This is a genomic window from Streptomyces sp. VTCC 41912, from assembly GCF_045799175.1.
Taxonomy (GTDB): domain Bacteria; phylum Actinomycetota; class Actinomycetes; order Streptomycetales; family Streptomycetaceae; genus Streptomyces; species Streptomyces albulus_C.
Genome location: NZ_JBJMAB010000040.1, coordinates 25,212 through 42,251, shown reverse-complemented (window position 1 = coordinate 42,251; position 17,040 = coordinate 25,212). Strand labels below are relative to the sequence as shown.

General features: G+C 72.7%; 13 protein-coding genes. 11 read left to right on the top strand and 2 right to left on the bottom strand.

Annotation, left to right across the window (positions count from 1 at the left end; genetic code table 11):
- Positions 1-106: 106 nt before the first annotated feature.
- The 7 genes from ACJ6WD_RS34720 (at position 107) to ACJ6WD_RS34690 (ending at position 9,001) form a co-directional block, all read left to right on the top strand.
- Positions 107-406, top strand: coding sequence for a hypothetical protein (locus ACJ6WD_RS34720; protein WP_376557145.1), 300 nt, complete (start codon positions 107-109; stop codon positions 404-406).
- A 260-nt stretch (positions 407-666) separates the two neighbouring features.
- On the top strand, positions 667-1,617 hold the full coding sequence (locus ACJ6WD_RS34715; RefSeq protein ID WP_407617221.1) for an LLM class F420-dependent oxidoreductase: 951 nt from the start codon (positions 667-669) through the stop codon (positions 1,615-1,617).
- A 51-nt stretch (positions 1,618-1,668) separates the two neighbouring features.
- Positions 1,669-2,454, top strand: coding sequence for an SDR family NAD(P)-dependent oxidoreductase (locus ACJ6WD_RS34710; protein WP_233658751.1), 786 nt, complete (start codon positions 1,669-1,671; stop codon positions 2,452-2,454).
- 205 nt (positions 2,455-2,659) lie between these two features.
- A complete protein-coding gene (locus ACJ6WD_RS34705; protein WP_037682607.1) occupies positions 2,660-3,793 on the top strand; it encodes an LLM class flavin-dependent oxidoreductase in 1,134 nt (377 codons plus the stop codon).
- A gap of 62 nt (positions 3,794-3,855) precedes the next feature.
- A complete protein-coding gene (locus tag ACJ6WD_RS34700) occupies positions 3,856-5,595 on the top strand; it encodes an amidohydrolase family protein (RefSeq protein WP_233658749.1) in 1,740 nt (579 codons plus the stop codon).
- Entirely contained in the window at positions 5,592-7,064 is a 1,473-nt protein-coding gene (locus tag ACJ6WD_RS34695; protein WP_331250067.1) for an aldehyde dehydrogenase family protein, read from the top strand. The genes ACJ6WD_RS34700 and ACJ6WD_RS34695 overlap by 4 nt, the downstream gene beginning before the upstream one ends.
- A 350-nt stretch (positions 7,065-7,414) precedes the next feature.
- Positions 7,415-9,001, top strand: a complete 1,587-nt coding sequence (locus ACJ6WD_RS34690) for an APC family permease (RefSeq protein WP_407617220.1) — start codon at positions 7,415-7,417, stop codon at positions 8,999-9,001.
- A 74-nt stretch (positions 9,002-9,075) separates the two neighbouring features.
- On the opposite strand, the gene ACJ6WD_RS34685 is transcribed toward ACJ6WD_RS34690, so the two are convergent.
- Entirely contained in the window at positions 9,076-10,593 is a 1,518-nt protein-coding gene (locus ACJ6WD_RS34685) for a CehA/McbA family metallohydrolase (protein WP_407617219.1), read from the bottom strand.
- 430 nt (positions 10,594-11,023) lie between these two features.
- On the opposite strand from ACJ6WD_RS34685, the gene ACJ6WD_RS34680 reads away from it, so the two are divergent.
- The 3 genes from ACJ6WD_RS34680 (at position 11,024) to ACJ6WD_RS34670 (ending at position 15,290) form a co-directional block, all read left to right on the top strand.
- A complete protein-coding gene (locus ACJ6WD_RS34680; protein ID WP_331249410.1) occupies positions 11,024-11,848 on the top strand; it encodes a TIGR03619 family F420-dependent LLM class oxidoreductase in 825 nt (274 codons plus the stop codon).
- 197 nt (positions 11,849-12,045) lie between these two features.
- Positions 12,046-12,447, top strand: a complete 402-nt coding sequence (locus ACJ6WD_RS34675) for a VOC family protein (protein ID WP_016571191.1) — start codon at positions 12,046-12,048, stop codon at positions 12,445-12,447.
- Between the two features lie 179 nt (positions 12,448-12,626).
- A complete protein-coding gene (locus ACJ6WD_RS34670; RefSeq protein WP_267952845.1) occupies positions 12,627-15,290 on the top strand; it encodes a bifunctional FO biosynthesis protein CofGH in 2,664 nt (887 codons plus the stop codon).
- A gap of 65 nt (positions 15,291-15,355) precedes the next feature.
- Here the strand turns inward: ACJ6WD_RS34670 and ACJ6WD_RS34665 are convergent, their stop codons facing one another.
- Positions 15,356-15,610 (bottom strand): hypothetical protein, encoded by a 255-nt coding sequence (locus tag ACJ6WD_RS34665; protein WP_018538657.1) that lies wholly within the window; start codon positions 15,608-15,610, stop codon positions 15,356-15,358.
- Between the two features lie 306 nt (positions 15,611-15,916).
- Here ACJ6WD_RS34665 and ACJ6WD_RS34660 point away from each other — a divergent pair, with 306 nt between their 5' ends.
- Positions 15,917-17,038, top strand: coding sequence for an ADP-ribosylglycohydrolase family protein (locus ACJ6WD_RS34660; protein ID WP_020929842.1), 1,122 nt, complete (start codon positions 15,917-15,919; stop codon positions 17,036-17,038).
- Positions 17,039-17,040: the final 2 nt, after the last annotated feature.

Here is a 17,040-nt window from a genome sequence, read left to right as displayed (position 1 = left end):
CTCAGAGGAGCGTCGACATGCCGCACTGTATCGCCCGTATCTTCGAGCCGCTGTTGCGGTTGTTACTGCCCGCCTCAGGACGGCGCCGGGTGGAGGTGGCGGGGCGGTGAGCGAGGTGCGTGCGCCGCGGCTGCTGCCGTGGGTGTCGCCGGAGGGGAAGACCTGCTTCGTCCTGGGGGACGGGGAGGGGTTCGTGTCCCGGATGGCGGACCGGGTGGAGGCCGTTCAGCTCGATATGGCGGACAAGCTGGCCACCCATGCGGACGGGATGCTCGGCGAATCGAGGTTGTCGGAGCGGGAACTTCGTTTTCTGGCGGGGAATCTGACGCGCGCGTTACGCGACGTCCGTCGGGTGGCGGTGAGCCGCGGTGCCCGGCTGGGTGCGTCGGGTGGTGTGCCCGGCTAGGAGCTCCCCCGATCGGGGCCGGCGGGTGTGGCTCGTCGGCCCCGGTCCGTCCTGCGGGGGGCGTCCCGGGCGTTCCCCTGAAGGGTGCCGCGCCGGGTGCGGTGCGGTGAGGGAGGTGGGCCCCGCCCGCCCCGGGTGTCGGGGTGGGCGGGGCCGTCGTGGTGTCCGCACCCTTGTCTGATGGACCGTCAGGTATCACCATGTCCGCACTTCGCGCGGCACGCGGCGGCGTGGCGCAGGGACGGACAAGGGGTGCAGTCATGGTGCAAGTGCTGCCGCAGGGGCGGCTGGTGTACGGGATGCAGTTGCCGGTGCAGGCGCAGAGCACGCTCTTCGCGGAGGAGTGGGAGGCGGGCGCCGGGCCGGAGGATCTGGTGGCGGTGGCACAGGCGGCGGACCGGGCCGGGTTCGCCTACGTGGCGTGCTGTGAGCACGTGGCGATACCGCGGCGGCTGGCCGGGGCGATGGGGACGGTCTGGTACGACCCGGTGGCCACGCTCTCCTACCTGGCGGCGGTCACGGAACGGGTGCGGCTGTTGAGTCATGTGGCGGTGGTCGGGCTGCGGCACCCCCTGCTCAGCGCCAAGCAGTACGCGACGTTGGACCGGCTGTCGGGCGGGCGGCTGGTCCTCGGGGTCGGCGCCGGGCATGTGCGGGAGGAGTTCGAGGCGCTCGGGGTGGACTTCGCGCGGCGCGGGGCGGTGCTGGACGAGGCGATCGACGCGTTGAAGGCGGCGTTGGGGGAGGAGGAGTTCCCCGAGTTCAAGGGGGAGCGGTTCGCGTTCGGGGGGTTGGGGCAGGCGCCGCGGCCGGTGCAGCTGCCGCGGCCGCCGGTGTGGGTGGGGGGCTCGTCCCCGGCGGCGGTGCGGCGGGCCGCGGTGCGGGGTGACGGGTGGCTGCCGCAGGGGGACCGGCGGGAGCAGCTTCCGGGGCAGATCGCGAAGGTGCGGCGGCTGCGGGAGGCGGCGGGCGTCGACGAGCCGATCGAGATCGGGGCGATCGTGGAGCCGGTGTACGTGGGGGAGCCCGGGTGGGACGTCGGGCGGCGGACGCTGGTCGGGGCGCCGGAGCGGATCGCCGCCTCGCTGCGGGAGTACGCGGCGATGGGGGTGCAGCAGCTCCAGGTGCGGTTCCGCAGCCGGGAACGGGCGGAACTCGTCGAGCAGGTCGCGGCCTTCGGGGCCGAGGTCGGGCCGCTGCTGAACGGCTGAGCGCACGCACACCGGGACCGTCATCCGTACGCACACCACAGGAGCGTGGGCATGGGCAAGCTCGACGGCAGGGTCGTCGTCATCACCGGGGCGGCGCGTGGGCAGGGGGAGCACGAGGCGCGGCTCTTCGTGGCGGAGGGGGCGAGGGTGGTGCTCGGTGACGTGCTGGACGAACGGGGGGACGCGCTCGCCGCGGAGTTGGGGCCGGAGCGGGCGCGGTTCGTGCATCTGGACGTGGCGGCGGAGGAGGACTGGTCGGCGTTGGTCGATGTCGCCGAGGAGGCGTTCGGGAAGATCGACGGGCTGGTGAACAACGCCGGCATCCTGCGGTTCAACGCGCTGGTGGACACCCCGTTGGAGGAGTTCCAGCAGGTGGTGTCGGTCAACCAGACGGGCTGCTTCCTGGGGATGCGGGCGGTGGCGCCGCGGATCGCGGCGGCCGGCGGCGGGACGATCGTCAACACCGCCTCGTACGCGGGGGTGACCGGGATGGCGTTCGTCGGGGCGTACGCCGCCACCAAGCACGCGGTGGTCGGGCTGACCCGGGTCGCCGCGCTGGAGCTGGCGGCGCAGGGGATCCGGGTGAACGCGGTCTGTCCGGGGGCGGTGGACACGCCGATGACGAACCCGGCGGCGCTGGACCCGTCGGCGGACCCGGCGCAGAGCGCGCGGGCCGTGGCCGAGCTGTACCGGAAGCTGGTGCCGCTGGGGCGGATCGGGCGGCCGGAGGAGGTGGCGCGGCTGGCGCTGTTCCTGACGGCGGAGGACTCGTCGTACATCACGGGGCAGCCGTTCGTGATCGACGGGGGGTGGCTGGCGGGGGTGAGTCCGCTCTGAGGGGCGTCCGGGACCGTTCCGCGGGCGAGCGTGGTGGGGGGCCGGGCGAGGTGCGGGCAGGCGCCGGCGCCCGTAGCTGATGAGTCGTCAGGTTTGCGGGTTGCGGGTATTGACGGGTCCCGACGCCGCTGGAACAGTCGGGGAAAGCCAATCTGACGGTACGTCAGAAATAGCCGCAGCAGCGGATAAGGGACGGTGAACCCCCTTGGAATTCGGGCTCTTTGTGCAGGGCTACGTGCCCGCCGCACGAGCGCAGGCCGACCCGGAGGCCGAGCACCACGCACTGATGGAGGAGACCGAGTACGTCATCCAGGCGGACAAGTCCGGCTTCAAGTACGCCTGGGCCTCCGAGCACCACTTCCTGGAGGAGTACTCCCACCTCTCCGCCAACGACGTCTACCTCGGCTACCTCGCGCACGCGACCGAGCGGATCCACCTCGGCTCCGGCATCTTCAACCCGCTCGCCCCGGTCAACCACCCGGTGAAGGTCGCCGAGAAGGTCGCCATGCTCGACCACCTCTCCGCCGGCCGCTTCGAGTTCGGCTCCGGCCGCGGCGCCGGCAGCCACGAGATCCTGGGGTTCCTGCCGGGCATCACCGACATGAACCACACCAAGGAGATCTGGGAAGAGACCATCGCGGAATTCCCCAAGATGTGGCTCCAGGACGAGTACCAGGGATTCCAGGGCAAGCACTGGCAGCTGCCGCCGCGCAAGGTCCTGCCCAAGCCGTACCGCGGCTCCCACCCGGCCATGTGGTACGCCGCCGGATCGCCGGCCTCGTACGCGATGGCCGGCAAGAAGGGACTCGGCGTCCTCGGCTTCAGCGTGCAGAAGGTCGCCGACATGGAATGGGTCGTCGAGTCGTACAAGAACGCGGTCAAGGACGCCGAACCCGTCGGCGACTTCGTCAACGACAACGTGATGGTGACGTCGACCGCCATCTGCGCCGAGACCCACCAAAAAGCCGTCGAGATCGCCCTCGGCGGCGGCCTCAACTACCTCCAGTCGCTGCTCTTCCGCTACCACGACACCTTCCCGCGCCCGGACGGCATCCCCGAGTGGCCCGAACTGCTCCCGGACTACACCGAGGAGATCATCGAACTGCTCATCGCCGAGGAACTGATGATCTGCGGCGACCCCGACGAGGTGCTGCGCCAGTGCAAGCGCTGGGAACAGGCCGGCGCCGACCAGCTCTCCTTCGGACTGCCGATCGGCGTCTCCCGCGAAGACACCCTGAACAGCATCAAGCTGATCGGCGAGCACGTCATCCCGAAGATCGACACCGATCCGGTGCACCGGACCACCCGCTTCCGGCAGGCGGCCGGGACGACGGGCTGAGCCCGCCCGACCCCGCACCCGCCCGTCCCGCACGCGCCCGCACCCCAGGAAGGACGCACGCCATGCTCGACCACCTCATCCAGTCCGCGACCGTCGTGGACGGCACGGGCGCGCCGGCCTTCGCGGCCGACGTCGGCATCCGGGACGGGCGGATCGCGGTGATCGCCCGGCCCGGCACCGTCACCGAGGACGCCCGGACCACCGAGGACGCGGCGGGACTCGTCCTCGCCCCCGGCTTCATCGACCCGCACACCCACTACGACGCCCAGCTCTTCTGGGACCCGTACGCCACCCCGTCCCTCAACCACGGCGTGACCACCGTCGCCGGCGGCAACTGCGGCTTCACCCTCGCCCCGCTCCACCCCGACCGGCCCGAGGACGCCGACTACACCCGGCGGATGATGAGCAAGGTCGAAGGCATGGCGCTGATCGCACTGGAACAGGGCGCGCCCTGGAACTGGCACACGTTCGGCGAGTACCTCGACGCACTGGAGGGCCGGATCGCGGTCAACGCCGGCTTCATGGTCGGGCACTGCGCACTGCGCCGCCACGTGATGGGCCCGGACGCCGTCGGCGGCCAACCCACCGAAGCCCAACTCGACGCCATGCTCACGCTCTTCCACGACGCGATGACCGCCGGCGCCTGGGGCCTGTCCACCACCCAGTCCTCCAGCCACTCCGACGGCGACGGCGCACCCGTCGCCTCCCGGCACGCCCGCCCCGGCGAACTGCTCGCGCTCTCCCGCGCCGTCGCCGCCCACGAAGGCACCCAGCTGGAGGCCATCGTCGCGGGCTGCCTGGACCAGTTCGCCGACGACGAGATCGACCTGCTGGTGGAGATGTCGGCGGCGGCCGGCCGCCCACTCAACTGGAACGTGCTCACCATCGACGCCGCGGTCCCCGAACGCGTGCCCCGCCAACTCCTCGCCAGCGAACGGGCCCGCAGGGCCGGCGGCCGCATCGTGGCCCTGACCATGCCGATCCTCACCCCGATGAACATGTCGCTGGGCACCTTCTGCGCCCTCAACCTCATCCCGGGCTGGGGAGACGTCCTCGGCCTCCCTGTCCCCGAGCGGATCGCCCGGCTCCGCGACGCCGACGTCCGGACCGAGATGCTGCGCCGCGCCCACAGCAAGGAGGCCGGCGTCTTCCGCCGGCTGACCGACTTCGCGCGGTACGTCATCGGGGACACCTACTCGGCGGCCAACGAAGGACTGTCCGGGCGGGTGGTGCGCGACATCGCCGCCGAACGCGGCCAGGAGCCCTTCCACTGCCTCGTCGAGATCTGCGCCAACGACGCCCTGCGCACCGTCCTCTGGCCGATGCCGACCGACAACGACCCGGACAGCTGGGCACTGCGGCAGCAGACCTGGCAGCACGCGGACGTCATGCTGGGCGGCTCCGACGCCGGCGCCCACCTGGACCGGATGTGCGGCGCCCCGTACACCACCCGCTTCCTCGGCGACTGCCTGCGCGGACGCAAACTCGTCGGGCTGGAAGCGGCGGTGCGGATGCTGACCGACGACCCGGCACAACTGTTCGGACTGCGCGACCGGGGCCGGATCGCCGAGGGCCACCACGCCGACCTGGTCCTCTTCGACCCCGAACGGATCGACGCCGGGCCCGCCACGCTGGTGCACGACCTGCCGGGGGACAGCCCGCGACTGGACTCCCGCGCGATCGGCGTGGTCAGCGTGCGCGTCAACGGGGTGGAGACGATCAGGGACGACGTGGTGACCGGCGCGGTGCCCGGAACCGTACTGCGCTCCGGGCGGGACACGAGGACGGTGAGCACCAGGTGAGCACGGACCGGAACCCGACCGCACAGCGGCTCTACATCGGCGGGGAGTGGGTGGCGCCCGACGGCGGCCACTACGACGTGATCAACCCGGCGACCGAGGAGGTCGTCGGGGCGGCCCCGGAGGCGAGCCGGGCACAGGTGGCTGCCGCGGTCGACGCGGCCCGGGACGCCTTCGACGGCTGGTCGCGGACCGCGCCCGAGGAACGCGCGGCCGTCCTGGACCGCGCCGCGCGGGTGATCCGCCGGGAGGCCGCCGGCTACGCGGAACTCGCGCAGGCGGAGAGCGGCGCGACGACCGGGACGGCCCGGGCCCTCCAGGTCGGGGTGTCCGCGGCCCGCTTCGAGCGCTACGCCCGCGGCGCCCTGGAACCGGTGGAGACCGCGGTGCCGCCGCAGATCAACGCGGCCGGGCCGATGGGCGGCGGGGGCGTCTTCGGGGCGGTCGCGGTGCGTCGCCCGGTGGGCGTCGTCACCTGCATCACCTCGTACAACAACCCGTGGGCCAATCCGGCGGGGAAGGTCGCGCCGGCGCTGGCGATGGGCAACACGGTGGTGGTCAAGCCGGCCCCGCAGGACCCGCTGTCGGTGTACCGGATGGCCGAGGCGCTGGCGGAGGCCGGGGCCCCGCCGGGGGTGGTCAACGTCGTCAGCGGGGCGCGGCCGGAGGTCGGCGAGGCGGCGGTGGCGGCCGCGGGCGTGGACATGGTCAGCTTCACCGGCTCCACCGCGGTCGGCCAGCGGATCGCCGAGGAGTGCGGCCGCGGGATGAAGCGGCAGCTGATGGAACTGGGCGGCAAGGGCGCGGCGCTGGTCTTCGACGACGCCGACCTGGCCTCCGCGGTGTCCGGGATCGGCACCACCTTCTCCTTCTACAGCGGTCAGATCTGCACCGCGCCGACCCGGGTGCTGGCCCAGCGCGGGATCTACGAGCGGCTGGTGGCCGGCCTGGCGCGGTACGCGGAGCACCTGAGCGTCGGCGATCCGCGGGAGCCGGGCACGGTGGTCGGTCCGGTGATCTCCGCCGCCCACCGAGACCGCATCGAGGCGTACACCGCACTGGCGGTGAAGGAGGGGGCCCGTCTGGTGACCGGGGGCGAGCGGCCGGCGCCGGCGCGCGGCTTCTACGTGGCGCCGACGCTCTTCGCCGACTGCACCCCCGCGATGCGGGCGGTCCGCGAGGAGATCTTCGGGCCGGTGGTGACGGTGGTGCCCTTCGACGACGAGGAGGAGGGCGTCGCGCTGGCCAACGACAGCGACTACGGGCTGCTGGACTACGTGTGGTCCGGCGACGTGGCCCGGGCCTTCCGGGTGGCGGGGCGGCTGCGGGCCGGCGGGGTCGGCATCAACACGGTCGGCCGGAACATGGAGGCGCCGTTCGGCGGCTTCAAGCGCAGCGGGGTGGGGCGCGACGTGGGTTCGTACGCCCTGCACGCCTACAGCGAGCTCCAGGCGATCGTCTGGCCGGGGTGAGGTGGGGGGAGGCGGGGAGATAGGGGTGCCGACGGTGCGGACGGGAGAGTGCGGACGGGAGAGTGCGGACGGGAGAAGGGGTGCCGACGGTGCGGACGCGCGAGGTGTTCGCATGGCGGGAATGTGATGTTCGAAATTCGGACGGGAAAATTTAGAACCGGGGCAAAGCGGACAGCGCTGCGGTTCTCGCAATGCGGAAGACTTCAGTCGTGCCCGTGAAGTCCAAGGTTCAACTCAATTTTTTCTTGTGAATGGGTGTCCCGTGCATCAAATTTTCCTGCGGAGTGAAGAGCGGCGCCCCGGAGGATGATCTTCCGGATACGAAAACAGCAGCGCTTAACGTCCTGTTCATGGTTCAGGTTGACCCCCGGCCCCAGACCGGAGACACGGTAACGAGCGTCACGGCTACCAGCAGTAACAGCCAGGGCGGCTCCAGTGACACCCGGAGCAAGGGCCTCAGCGGCAACTCCGTCGGCCTGCTCGGCAGCGCAGTGATCGGCATCTCCACCGTCGCGCCCGTCTACTGCCTCACCTCCACGCTCGGCCCCACGGTCGGCGAGGTCGGCGTGCAGATGCCCGCCGTCTTCCTGGCCGGCTTCCTGCCGATGCTGCTGGTCGCCTTCGCCTACCGCGAGTTGAACAAGGCCGTCCCCGACTGCGGAACCTCCTTCACCTGGACCGTCAAGGCATTCGGACCGCGGGTCGGCTGGATGTGCGGTTGGGGCCTGGTGATCGCGACGATCATCGTGCTCTCCAACCTCGCCGGCGTCGCCACCTCGTTCTTCTACCTGCTGCTCGGCGAACTCACCGGCTCACCCACCATCGCCGCCCTGGACCACAACCGGATCGCCCACGTCCTGACGTGCCTGGCCTTCATCGCCGTCGCCACCGCCATCAGCTACCGCGGAATGACCGCGACCAAGGGCGTCCAGTACACCCTCGTCGGCCTCCAACTCGCCGTCCTCGCCGTCTTCGTGGCGATGGCCGTCGTCAAGGCCCGCTCCGGTGACTTCGCCGGCTCCCTGCACTTCTCCTGGACCTGGCTCGACCCCTTCGCGGTCAAGTCCTTCTCCTCCTTCACCGCCGGACTCTCCCTCTCCATCTTCATGTTCTGGGGCTGGGACACCTGCCTGACCGTGAACGAGGAGACCGCCGGCAGCGAGAAGACGCCCGGCCGCGCCGCCCTGCTCGCGATGCTCGTGCTGATCGGCTCCTACCTGCTCACCGCCGTGGGCTCCCAGATGTTCGCCGGCGTCGGCGGCAAGGGCCTGGGACTCGGCAACCCGCACACCGCCGACAACGTCTTCGCCACCCTCGCCAACCCCGTCATGGGCACCGCACTCGGCGTACTGCTCTTCGTCGCGGTCCTCGCCTCGGCCGCCGCCAGCCTCCAGACCACCTTCATCCCGGTGGCCCGGACCGTCCTGGCGATGAGCACCTACGAAGCGCTGCCGGCCTCCTTCGCCAAGATCCACCCGCGCTTCCGCTCCCCGGGCAAGGCCACCATCGCCGCCGGCGTCGCCACCGGCGTCTTCTACGCCGTGATGAGCTTCATCAGCGAGAACGTGCTGATCGACACCATCTACGCGCTGGGCCTCATGATCTGCTTCTACTACTCGATCACGGCCTTCGCCTGCGCCTGGTACTTCCGCCGCGACCTGCGCAACTCCGTCCGCGACCTCTTCCTCAAGGGCGTCTTCCCGCTGCTCGGCGGGCTGCTGCTGGCCGCGGTCTTCACCAAGACGCTGATCGACATGTGGAACCCCGCCTACGGATCGGGCAGTTCGGTCTTCGGCATCGGCTCGGTGTTCATCATCGGCGTCGGCCTGCTGCTCCTCGGCGTCGTACTCATGCTCGTCATGCAGCGCCGCAGCCCGGCCTTCTTCCGCGGCGAGATCCTCACCCGCGCCACGCCGGCGCTGGTGGTGGAGGAGTAGGGGGGTAGCGGCCTGGGGGGCTTCCCCCCCCGCCCCCGCCCCCCGTCCCCACCCCACCCCATGCCACTCCGGCGCTACCACCGCCCCAGGAAGATCGGGTTGGTGAGCGCTGCCATCGGGCCCGGGAGGTCCGCCGCCGTTGACGGGTGGCGGACCTCGACGCGTATGTAGGCGGCGTTGTCCGGTGTGGTCGGCCAGGTGAGCGTGCCGGTGCCGGACGGTGGCAGCGGCGCGGTGTGCCGGCGGCCCTGGTCGGTGACGAAGGAGACCGTGCAGCCGGGCGCCCCGGAGACGGTCAGCCGGGCGGTGACCGCGGCCGGGCCGGGCAGTGCCAGGCGTTCGCCGATCCCGGCGTGCTCGCCGCGCGGGCCGGTGGCGGTGAACGCGAGGTCGATCCCGGCGGATTCGGCGATCCACGCCCGGCCCGCCCGGATGCCGTCCAGCAGGGCCCGGCGGGAGAGGTCGTCGGCCAGGACGACGGTCTGCGGCAGGCCGACCACGTCAGGGTCGCGGTGGGCGTCGCTGTGCCCGACGGCGGGCAGCCAGGCGGCGCCGTCCCGGACGTGCGCGACCAGGGCGTTGTCCCACGCGGCGAGGGTGATCTCGTCGTCGGGGCCGTACGGGCCGTTCCACACCTCGACCGCATCGGCGTCGTCGAGCCCGAACTTCCAGCCGCAGCCGACGCAGGGGGCGTGCGGATGGGCCGGGATGACCAGGCCGCCGGCGCGGTGGATGGCCCGGGCGTAGCGGCCGAAGACGCCGTCCCGGGCCCGGTAGCGCCAGTCGATGAAGACGCCGGGGTCGGTGCCCATCGCCACCACGTGGCCGTTGCGGGTGGTGACCTCCTCGCCGGTGAGGATCAGCAGGTCGTCACCCCACAGCCCCTCCCAGGCGCGGTGACTGGAGGTGGTGTTGTGCTCGGTGGTGGTGATGAAGTCGAGCCCGGCGGCCCGGGCGAGTGCCGCGATGCGGGCCGGGGTGCGCTTGCCGTCGGAGTGCACGGAGTGCAGGTGGCTGTCGCCGCGGTACCAGGCGCGGCCGCGGCCCCGGGCCCGCTCCGGCGGGTGGACGGGCGGCGGGGTCGTCCCCGGTGGGCCGTGCCGCAGGGTGACGGTGACCTCGTAGGCCAGGCCCTGGGGGGCGACGGTGTACGGGCCGAGGGCGATGTGCCAGGTGCCGGCGTTGACGGGGCCCGGGAGGTAGCCGGGGGTGGCGTCGTCGGCGCGCAGGAAGAACTCCGAGCGGGCCCCGCCCGACCAGCCGCGGAAGCCGGCGCCGCCCGCTGCCGTGCCGCGCTCGTCGAAGATGCCGATGTCGCAGGCGTTGCCCGCGGTGCCGTCGGGGACCGGTGGTTTGTCGTAGCGGTACGCGACGGCGATCTCCCGGACGCCGTGCGGGACGTCGACGGGGAGGTAGACGTAGTCGGGTGCGCCGACGGGGAGCCGGCCGGTGACCGTGCGCCGCTGCTCGGCCGGCCCGTCCGGGTGCGGTCCGGTGGTCGGTGCCGCCTCGGCGAAGCTCAGCCGGCCGAGCGGCAGCGTGCCGGCCGCGCCGGCGGCCGCCGAGAGCCTCAGTACGTCGCGTCGCTCCATCTCCGCCCCCTTGCGTCATCGGATCCGTCGTGCGTCGTCGGTGTGCGGTGCGCCGCGGGCGGTCGCCGCGGGTCGTGCGGCGCGCTCGGGCCGGTCGGCGGTGGCAGACCGGTCGGTGCCGGTGTCGGTGCCGGTGTCGGTGCCGTGTCGTCTCCGCGTCGTTGCGCGCTGTGAAAACTGTTCTACGCGTGTGTGACACGCGGGGAAAGCCCTGTGGATAACTCGCGGGCGGTGCGGCAACATGCGGTCACCCCACCCACCCGGCCGGTGTCCGCGACGGCCCGTCCGGCCGCCCCACCCGTTCGTTCCGGCACGTCCGACCACACGACCCCTTCCCGACCACGACCCCTTCCCGACCACGACCCACTCCGACCACGACCCACTCCCGACCGCTCACCACGCCCGACCACCCGACGCGGAGGCACCCAGCATGCGGATCGCGACCACGCTGTTCCTGACCGACGAGACGATCCGGCCGACCCGGCTGGCCCAGGAGTTGGAGCAGCGCGGCTTCGACGGGCTGTACCTGCCCGAACACACCCACATCCCGGCGTCCCGGGACACCCCGGCCCCGATGGGCGAGCCGCTGCCCCGGGAGTACGGCCGCACCCTCGACCCGTTCATCGCCCTCGGTCAGGCCGCCGCGGTCACCGAGCGGCTGCGCCTGGGCACCGGCATCACGCTCGTCGCCCAGCACGACCCGGTCGACCTGGCCAAGCAGGTCGCGACGCTGGACCACCTCTCCGGCGGTCGTTTCACCCTCGGCGTCGGCTACGGCTGGAACGTGGAGGAAGCGGCCGACCACGGGGTGGAGTGGTCGACCCGGCGGGCCCTGGTGCGCGACCGGCTGGCGTTGATGCGCGCCCTGTGGGCCGAGGAACCGACCGCCTACGAGGGCCCCTTCGGCTCGGTCCGGGCCTCGTTCGCCCACCCCAAGCCGGTCCGTGGCGCGCCGCGCGTCCTGTTGGGCGGCGCGGCCGGGCCCAAGCTGCTGGCGGAGATCGCGGCCACCGCGGACGGCTGGCTGCCGATCGGTGGCGGCGGGCTGTCGGAGAGTCTCCCGGCGCTGCGGCGCGCCTGGGCGGACGCCGGCCGGGTGGGCGAGCCGGCGGTGGTGCCGTACGCGGTCCGGCCCACCCCGGGGAAGTTGGCGCACTTCCGGGAGCTGGGCGTGCCGGAGGTGGTGCTCCAACTGCCGGCGGCGGGCGAGGCGGAGGTGCTGCGGACCCTGGACGACTTCGCGCAGTACCTGTGACCTGGCGGGGCCCGCGCGCCCTGGCGCTGACCCATCGGGCACAGCCCTAGGCCCAGCGGCGTACGGCGTCGTGCCGGTGGAGCGGTACCTCAGACCGATCCGCCCCGTTGGCGCCGGGCGTAACGTCGGAAGGGAAGGCACCAGGGACCACCTCCCCGAAGGAGTTCTGCCGAACTCTCGGAGATCAAGGAGACGCCATGCCCAGCCTCGACCACACGATCGTGCACAGCAAGGACCGCTTCGCCTCGGCCCGTTTCCTCGCCGACCTGTTGGACGCCCCCGAACCCAAGGCGTTCGGTCCGTTCGCCGCGTTGAGGATGGACAACGGGGTGACCCTCGACTACGCCGAGCACGTCGCCGGCGGCCGGGAATTCGTCGCCACGCACTACGCGTTCTTGGTGACGGAGGAGGAGTTCGACGGGATCCTGGCCCGCATACAGAAGCGTGACCTGCCGTATTGGGCGGACCCGAGGCACTCCAGGCCGCAGCAGATCAACCACCACGACGGCGGTCGGGGCGTGTACGTCGACGACCCCGACGGCCATGCCATGGAGTTCCTGACCCGGACCTACTCCGAGGAACTGCTGAACTCGCTCTGAGCGTGGTGGTGCCCGCCGCTGGTCCGGTCCGGCCGGACCAGCCGTCGGCGTGCCGCGGGCGTCGTGGCGGCGCCGCCCCACCCGACCGGAGATGCCCTCCGTTTGACGTGATCAGCAGCACACGGATCGCTCCGCTTCCGGCGGCGGCGATGTCGGCCCTCGCTCGTATGCTCGGGGGCATGACTTCCAGCGCGCAGGGATCTGACCAGGGCTCTCATCAGGGATCTGACCAGGTGTCGGACGAGGCCGGCCGCGGCGCCGCGCCCCCGCGGCCGACGGCCAACGCGATGCGCCGAGCGCTCAAGCGGGCCCGGGACGGGGTGGCTTTGGACGTCACCGAGGCCGCCGTGCTCCTCCAGGCGCGCGGCGAGGACCTGGAGGACCTCTGCGCCTCCGCGGCGCGGGTCCGCGACGCCGGGCTGGAGGCCGCCGGCCGCCCCGGCGTCATCACGTACTCCAAGAGCGTCTTCATCCCCTTGACGCGCCTGTGCCGCGACAAGTGCCACTACTGCACCTTCGTCACCGTCCCCGGCAAGCTCCGCCGCGCCGGCCACGGGATGTTCATGTCCCCGGACGAGGTGCTGGAGATCGCCCGCCGCGGCGCCGAACTCGGCTGCAAGGAGGCCCTGATCACCCTCGGGGACAAGCCGGAGGAGCGCTGGCCCGAGGCGCGCGAGTGGCTGGAGGCCGAGGGGTACGACGACACCCTCGCCTACGTCCGGGCCATCGCCATCCGCATCCTGGAGGAGACCGGGCTGCTGCCCCACCTCAACCCCGGCGTGCTGTCGTGGACGGACTTCCAGCGCCTCAAGCCCGTCGCCCCGTCGATGGGCATGATGCTGGAGACGACCGCCGAGCGCCTGTGGAGCGAGCCCGGCGGCCCGCACTACGGTTCGCCGGACAAGGAGCCCGCGGTGCGGCTGCGCGTCCTGGAGGACGCCGGGCGCAGCTCCGTCCCGTTCACCAGCGGCCTGCTGATCGGCATCGGGGAGAGCTACGAGGAGCGCGCCGACTCGCTGTTCGCGCTGCGCCGCGTCTCCCGCGCCTACCACGGCGTGCAGGAGCTGATCCTGCAGAACTTCCGCGCCAAGCCGGACACCGCGATGCGCGGCATGCCCGACGCCGAACTCGACGAACTCGTCGCCACGGTCGCCGTCGCCCGGCACCTCCTGGGCCCGTCCGCCTGCCTCCAGGCGCCGCCCAACCTCGTCGACGAGGAGTACGGCCGGCTGATCCGGGCCGGCATCGACGACTGGGGCGGCGTCTCCCCGCTCACCCCGGACCACGTCAACCCCGAGCGGCCCTGGCCCCAGATCGACACCCTCGCCGAGCACTCCGCGGCCGAGGGCTTCCAGTTGCACGAACGCCTCGCGGTCTACCCGGAGTTCGTCCTGCGCGGCGAGCCCTGGCTGGACCCGCGGCTGCTGCCGCACGTCACCGCCCTCGCCGACCCGGCCACCGGCCTGGCCCGCGAGGACGCCGTGGTGACCGGCCGCCCCTGGCAGGAGCCCGACGAGGGGTTCGTCGCCACCGGCCGCACGGACCTGCACCGCACCATCGACACCGAGGGCCGCACGGCGGACCGCCGGGACGACTTCGACGAGGTGTACGGCGACTGGGCGGAGCTGCGCGCGGCCGCGGCGCCCGGCATGGTGCCCTCCCGTCTGGACGCCGACGTCCGCCAGGCCCTCTCCCAGGCCGCCGACGACCCCACCAGGCTCACCGACGACGAGGCGCTCGCGCTGCTGCACGCCGACGGTCCGGCGCTGGACGCGCTCTGCCGGATCGCCGACGACCTGCGCCGCGCCACGGTGGGCGACGCCGTCACCTACATCGTCACCCGGAACATCAACTTCACCAACGTCTGCTACACCGGCTGCCGGTTCTGCGCCTTCGCCCAGCGCCGCACGGACGCCGACGCCTACACCCTCTCCCTCTCCCAGGTCGCCGACCGCGCCCAACAGGCGTGGGACGTGGGCGCGGTGGAGGTCTGCATGCAGGGCGGTATCCACCCCGACCTGCCCGGCACCGCCTACTTCGACATCGCCCGCGCGGTCAAGGAGCGGGTCCCCGGCATGCACGTGCACGCCTTCTCCCCGATGGAGGTGGTCAACGGGGCGACCCGCACCGGCCTGTCCATCCGGGAGTGGCTGACCGAGGCCAAGGCCGCCGGCCTGGACACCCTCCCCGGCACCGCCGCGGAGATCCTCGACGACGAGGTCCGCTGGATCCTCACCAAGGGCAAACTCCCCACCGCCACCTGGGTCGAGGTCATCAAGACCGCCCACGAGCTGGGCATCCGCACCTCCTCGACGATGATGTACGGCCACGTGGACCAGCCCCGGCACTGGCTCGGCCACCTCCGGCTGCTCGCCGAGATCCAGCGGTCCGCGGTGGCCAAGGGCGTCGAGGGCTTCACCGAGTTCGTCACGCTGCCGTTCATCCACACCAACGCGCCCGTCTACCTCGCCGGCATCGCCCGCCCCGGCCCCACCACCCGTGACAACCGCGCGGTGACGGCGATGGCCCGGATCCTGCTCCACCCGCACATTCCCAACATCCAGACGAGCTGGGTGAAACTGGGCACCGAGGGCGCCGCGGAGATGCTCCGCTCCGGCGCCAACGACCTCGGCGGCACGCTGATGGAGGAGACCATCTCCCGGATGGCCGGGTCGAGTTACGGCTCCTACCGCTCCCTGAAGGACCTGGTCGGCATCGCCGAGCTCGCCGGCCGCCCGGCCCGCCCCCGCACCACCACCTACGGCAACGTCCCCGCCGAGCGCCAGGCCACCGCGCTGGCGTCCGACGGCCACCTGCCGGAGCTGCTGCCGGTGGTGGAGTAGCCGCCCGCACGGGGTGCCGGCCCGGCCGGGCGGGGGAGCGTCCCGCCCGGCCGGGCCAACACCCGTCACTCCCCGCTGTGCTCCGCCTCGTGCTGGAGGATGCACTGCTGCCACTGCGACAGCGCCTCCTCGCGGTCGCCGCCGGCGTCCTGGGCGGCGACGATCAGGGCGTCGGCGGCCATGGCGGCCAGCCGTACCGCGACGTGGCACACGTCGCGCTGGGGGAGCGGACGGAGGAGTTCCACCGCGCCGTCGCTGTCGCCGGACAGGGCCGAGGCGACGACGGCCATCGTGGTGCGATCCCACTCGTACTCGGACATGGGAAGAGCATGCCCAGCGGGTGGCAGCGCCATCATCGAACGGGCGGTCGGAAAGGGAACCCGCCAGCCGGCCGGCCGACCGCGCCCCACCACCCCGGCCGGTGGCCGGCTCGGGCGCGGTGGCGGACGCAGTCGCGGGGGCCTCCCGGGGCGGTGACGGGCGGCGGACCGTCCCACCCGCCAGATCACGATACGAACCTGATACAAACCCGGCCCAGTTTCGATCATTCCCGGTCGATACAGTGCTTCGCCAGGGGCCTCCGCACGGCCCCGGGACCGGGCGGACGAGCGGAGCGAGGTGTCGGCATGAGCGCAGCGGCAGGAGGCAGCGCCATCTGGGGCCGCGCCGAGCAGCAGGACTTCCGCAGCCGGGTGCGCGGCTGCCTGCTGGGCGGCGCGATCGGTGACGCGCTCGGCGCCGCCGTCGAGTTCGACTCGCTGGACGCGATCCGCGAGGCGCACGGCCAGGACGGCGTGACCGACCTCGTCCCCGCCTTCGGGCGGCGCGGCGCGGTCACCGACGACACCCAGATGACCCTCTTCACCATGGACGGCCTGATCCGCGCCCAGGTACGCCGCGACACCGGCGCCTGGCACCCGCCCACCGACGTCCACCGCGCCTACCTCCGCTGGGCCGCCACCCAGCGCGACTGGGGCCCCGACGAGCGCAAGGACGACGACGGCTGGCTGGCCCGCGAGGAGTGGCTCTACGCCCGCCGGGCCCCCGGCCGGGCCTGCCTGAGCGGCCTCGGCGACGAGGTCATGGGCACCCTCGACCAGCCGAAGAACCCCGACTCCAAGGGCTGCGGCGCGGTGATGCGCTCCGCGCCGTTCGGCCTGCTCGTCGGATGGGAGCCGCAACTGGTCTTCCAACTCGCCGTCGAATGCGCGGCGCAGACCCACGGCCACCCCACCGGCTACCTCGCGGCCGGCGCGTTCGCCGTGATCAGCCACTCGTTGGCGCGCGGCGAGGACCTGGACGGCGCGGTCCAAAAGGCCCTGGCCCACCTCGCCACCCGCCCCGGCCACGAGGAGACCACCGACGCGCTCAAGCGGGCCCTGGGCGCCGTGCGGCAGGGCATGCCGACGCCCGCCCGGGTCGAGTCGCTCGGCGAGGGCTGGACCGCCGAGGAGGCCCTGTCGATCGGGGTGTACTGCGCCCTGGTCGCCGAGGACGTCCGGCACGGCCTGCTGCTCGCCGTCAACCACGGCGGCGACAGCGACTCCACCGGCGCCGTCTGCGGCAACCTCCTCGGCGCCCTGCACGGCGAGACCGCACTGCCCCCCAACTGGCTCGTCGAGCTGGAGGGCCGCGCCACCATCCTGCAACTCGCCGACGACTTCGCCATGGAGATGACCCAGGGCCCCGCCCTGCACGGCCCGGCGGGCTCCGCCGCCGGCTGGCTGGCCCGCTACCCCCGCGCCTGACC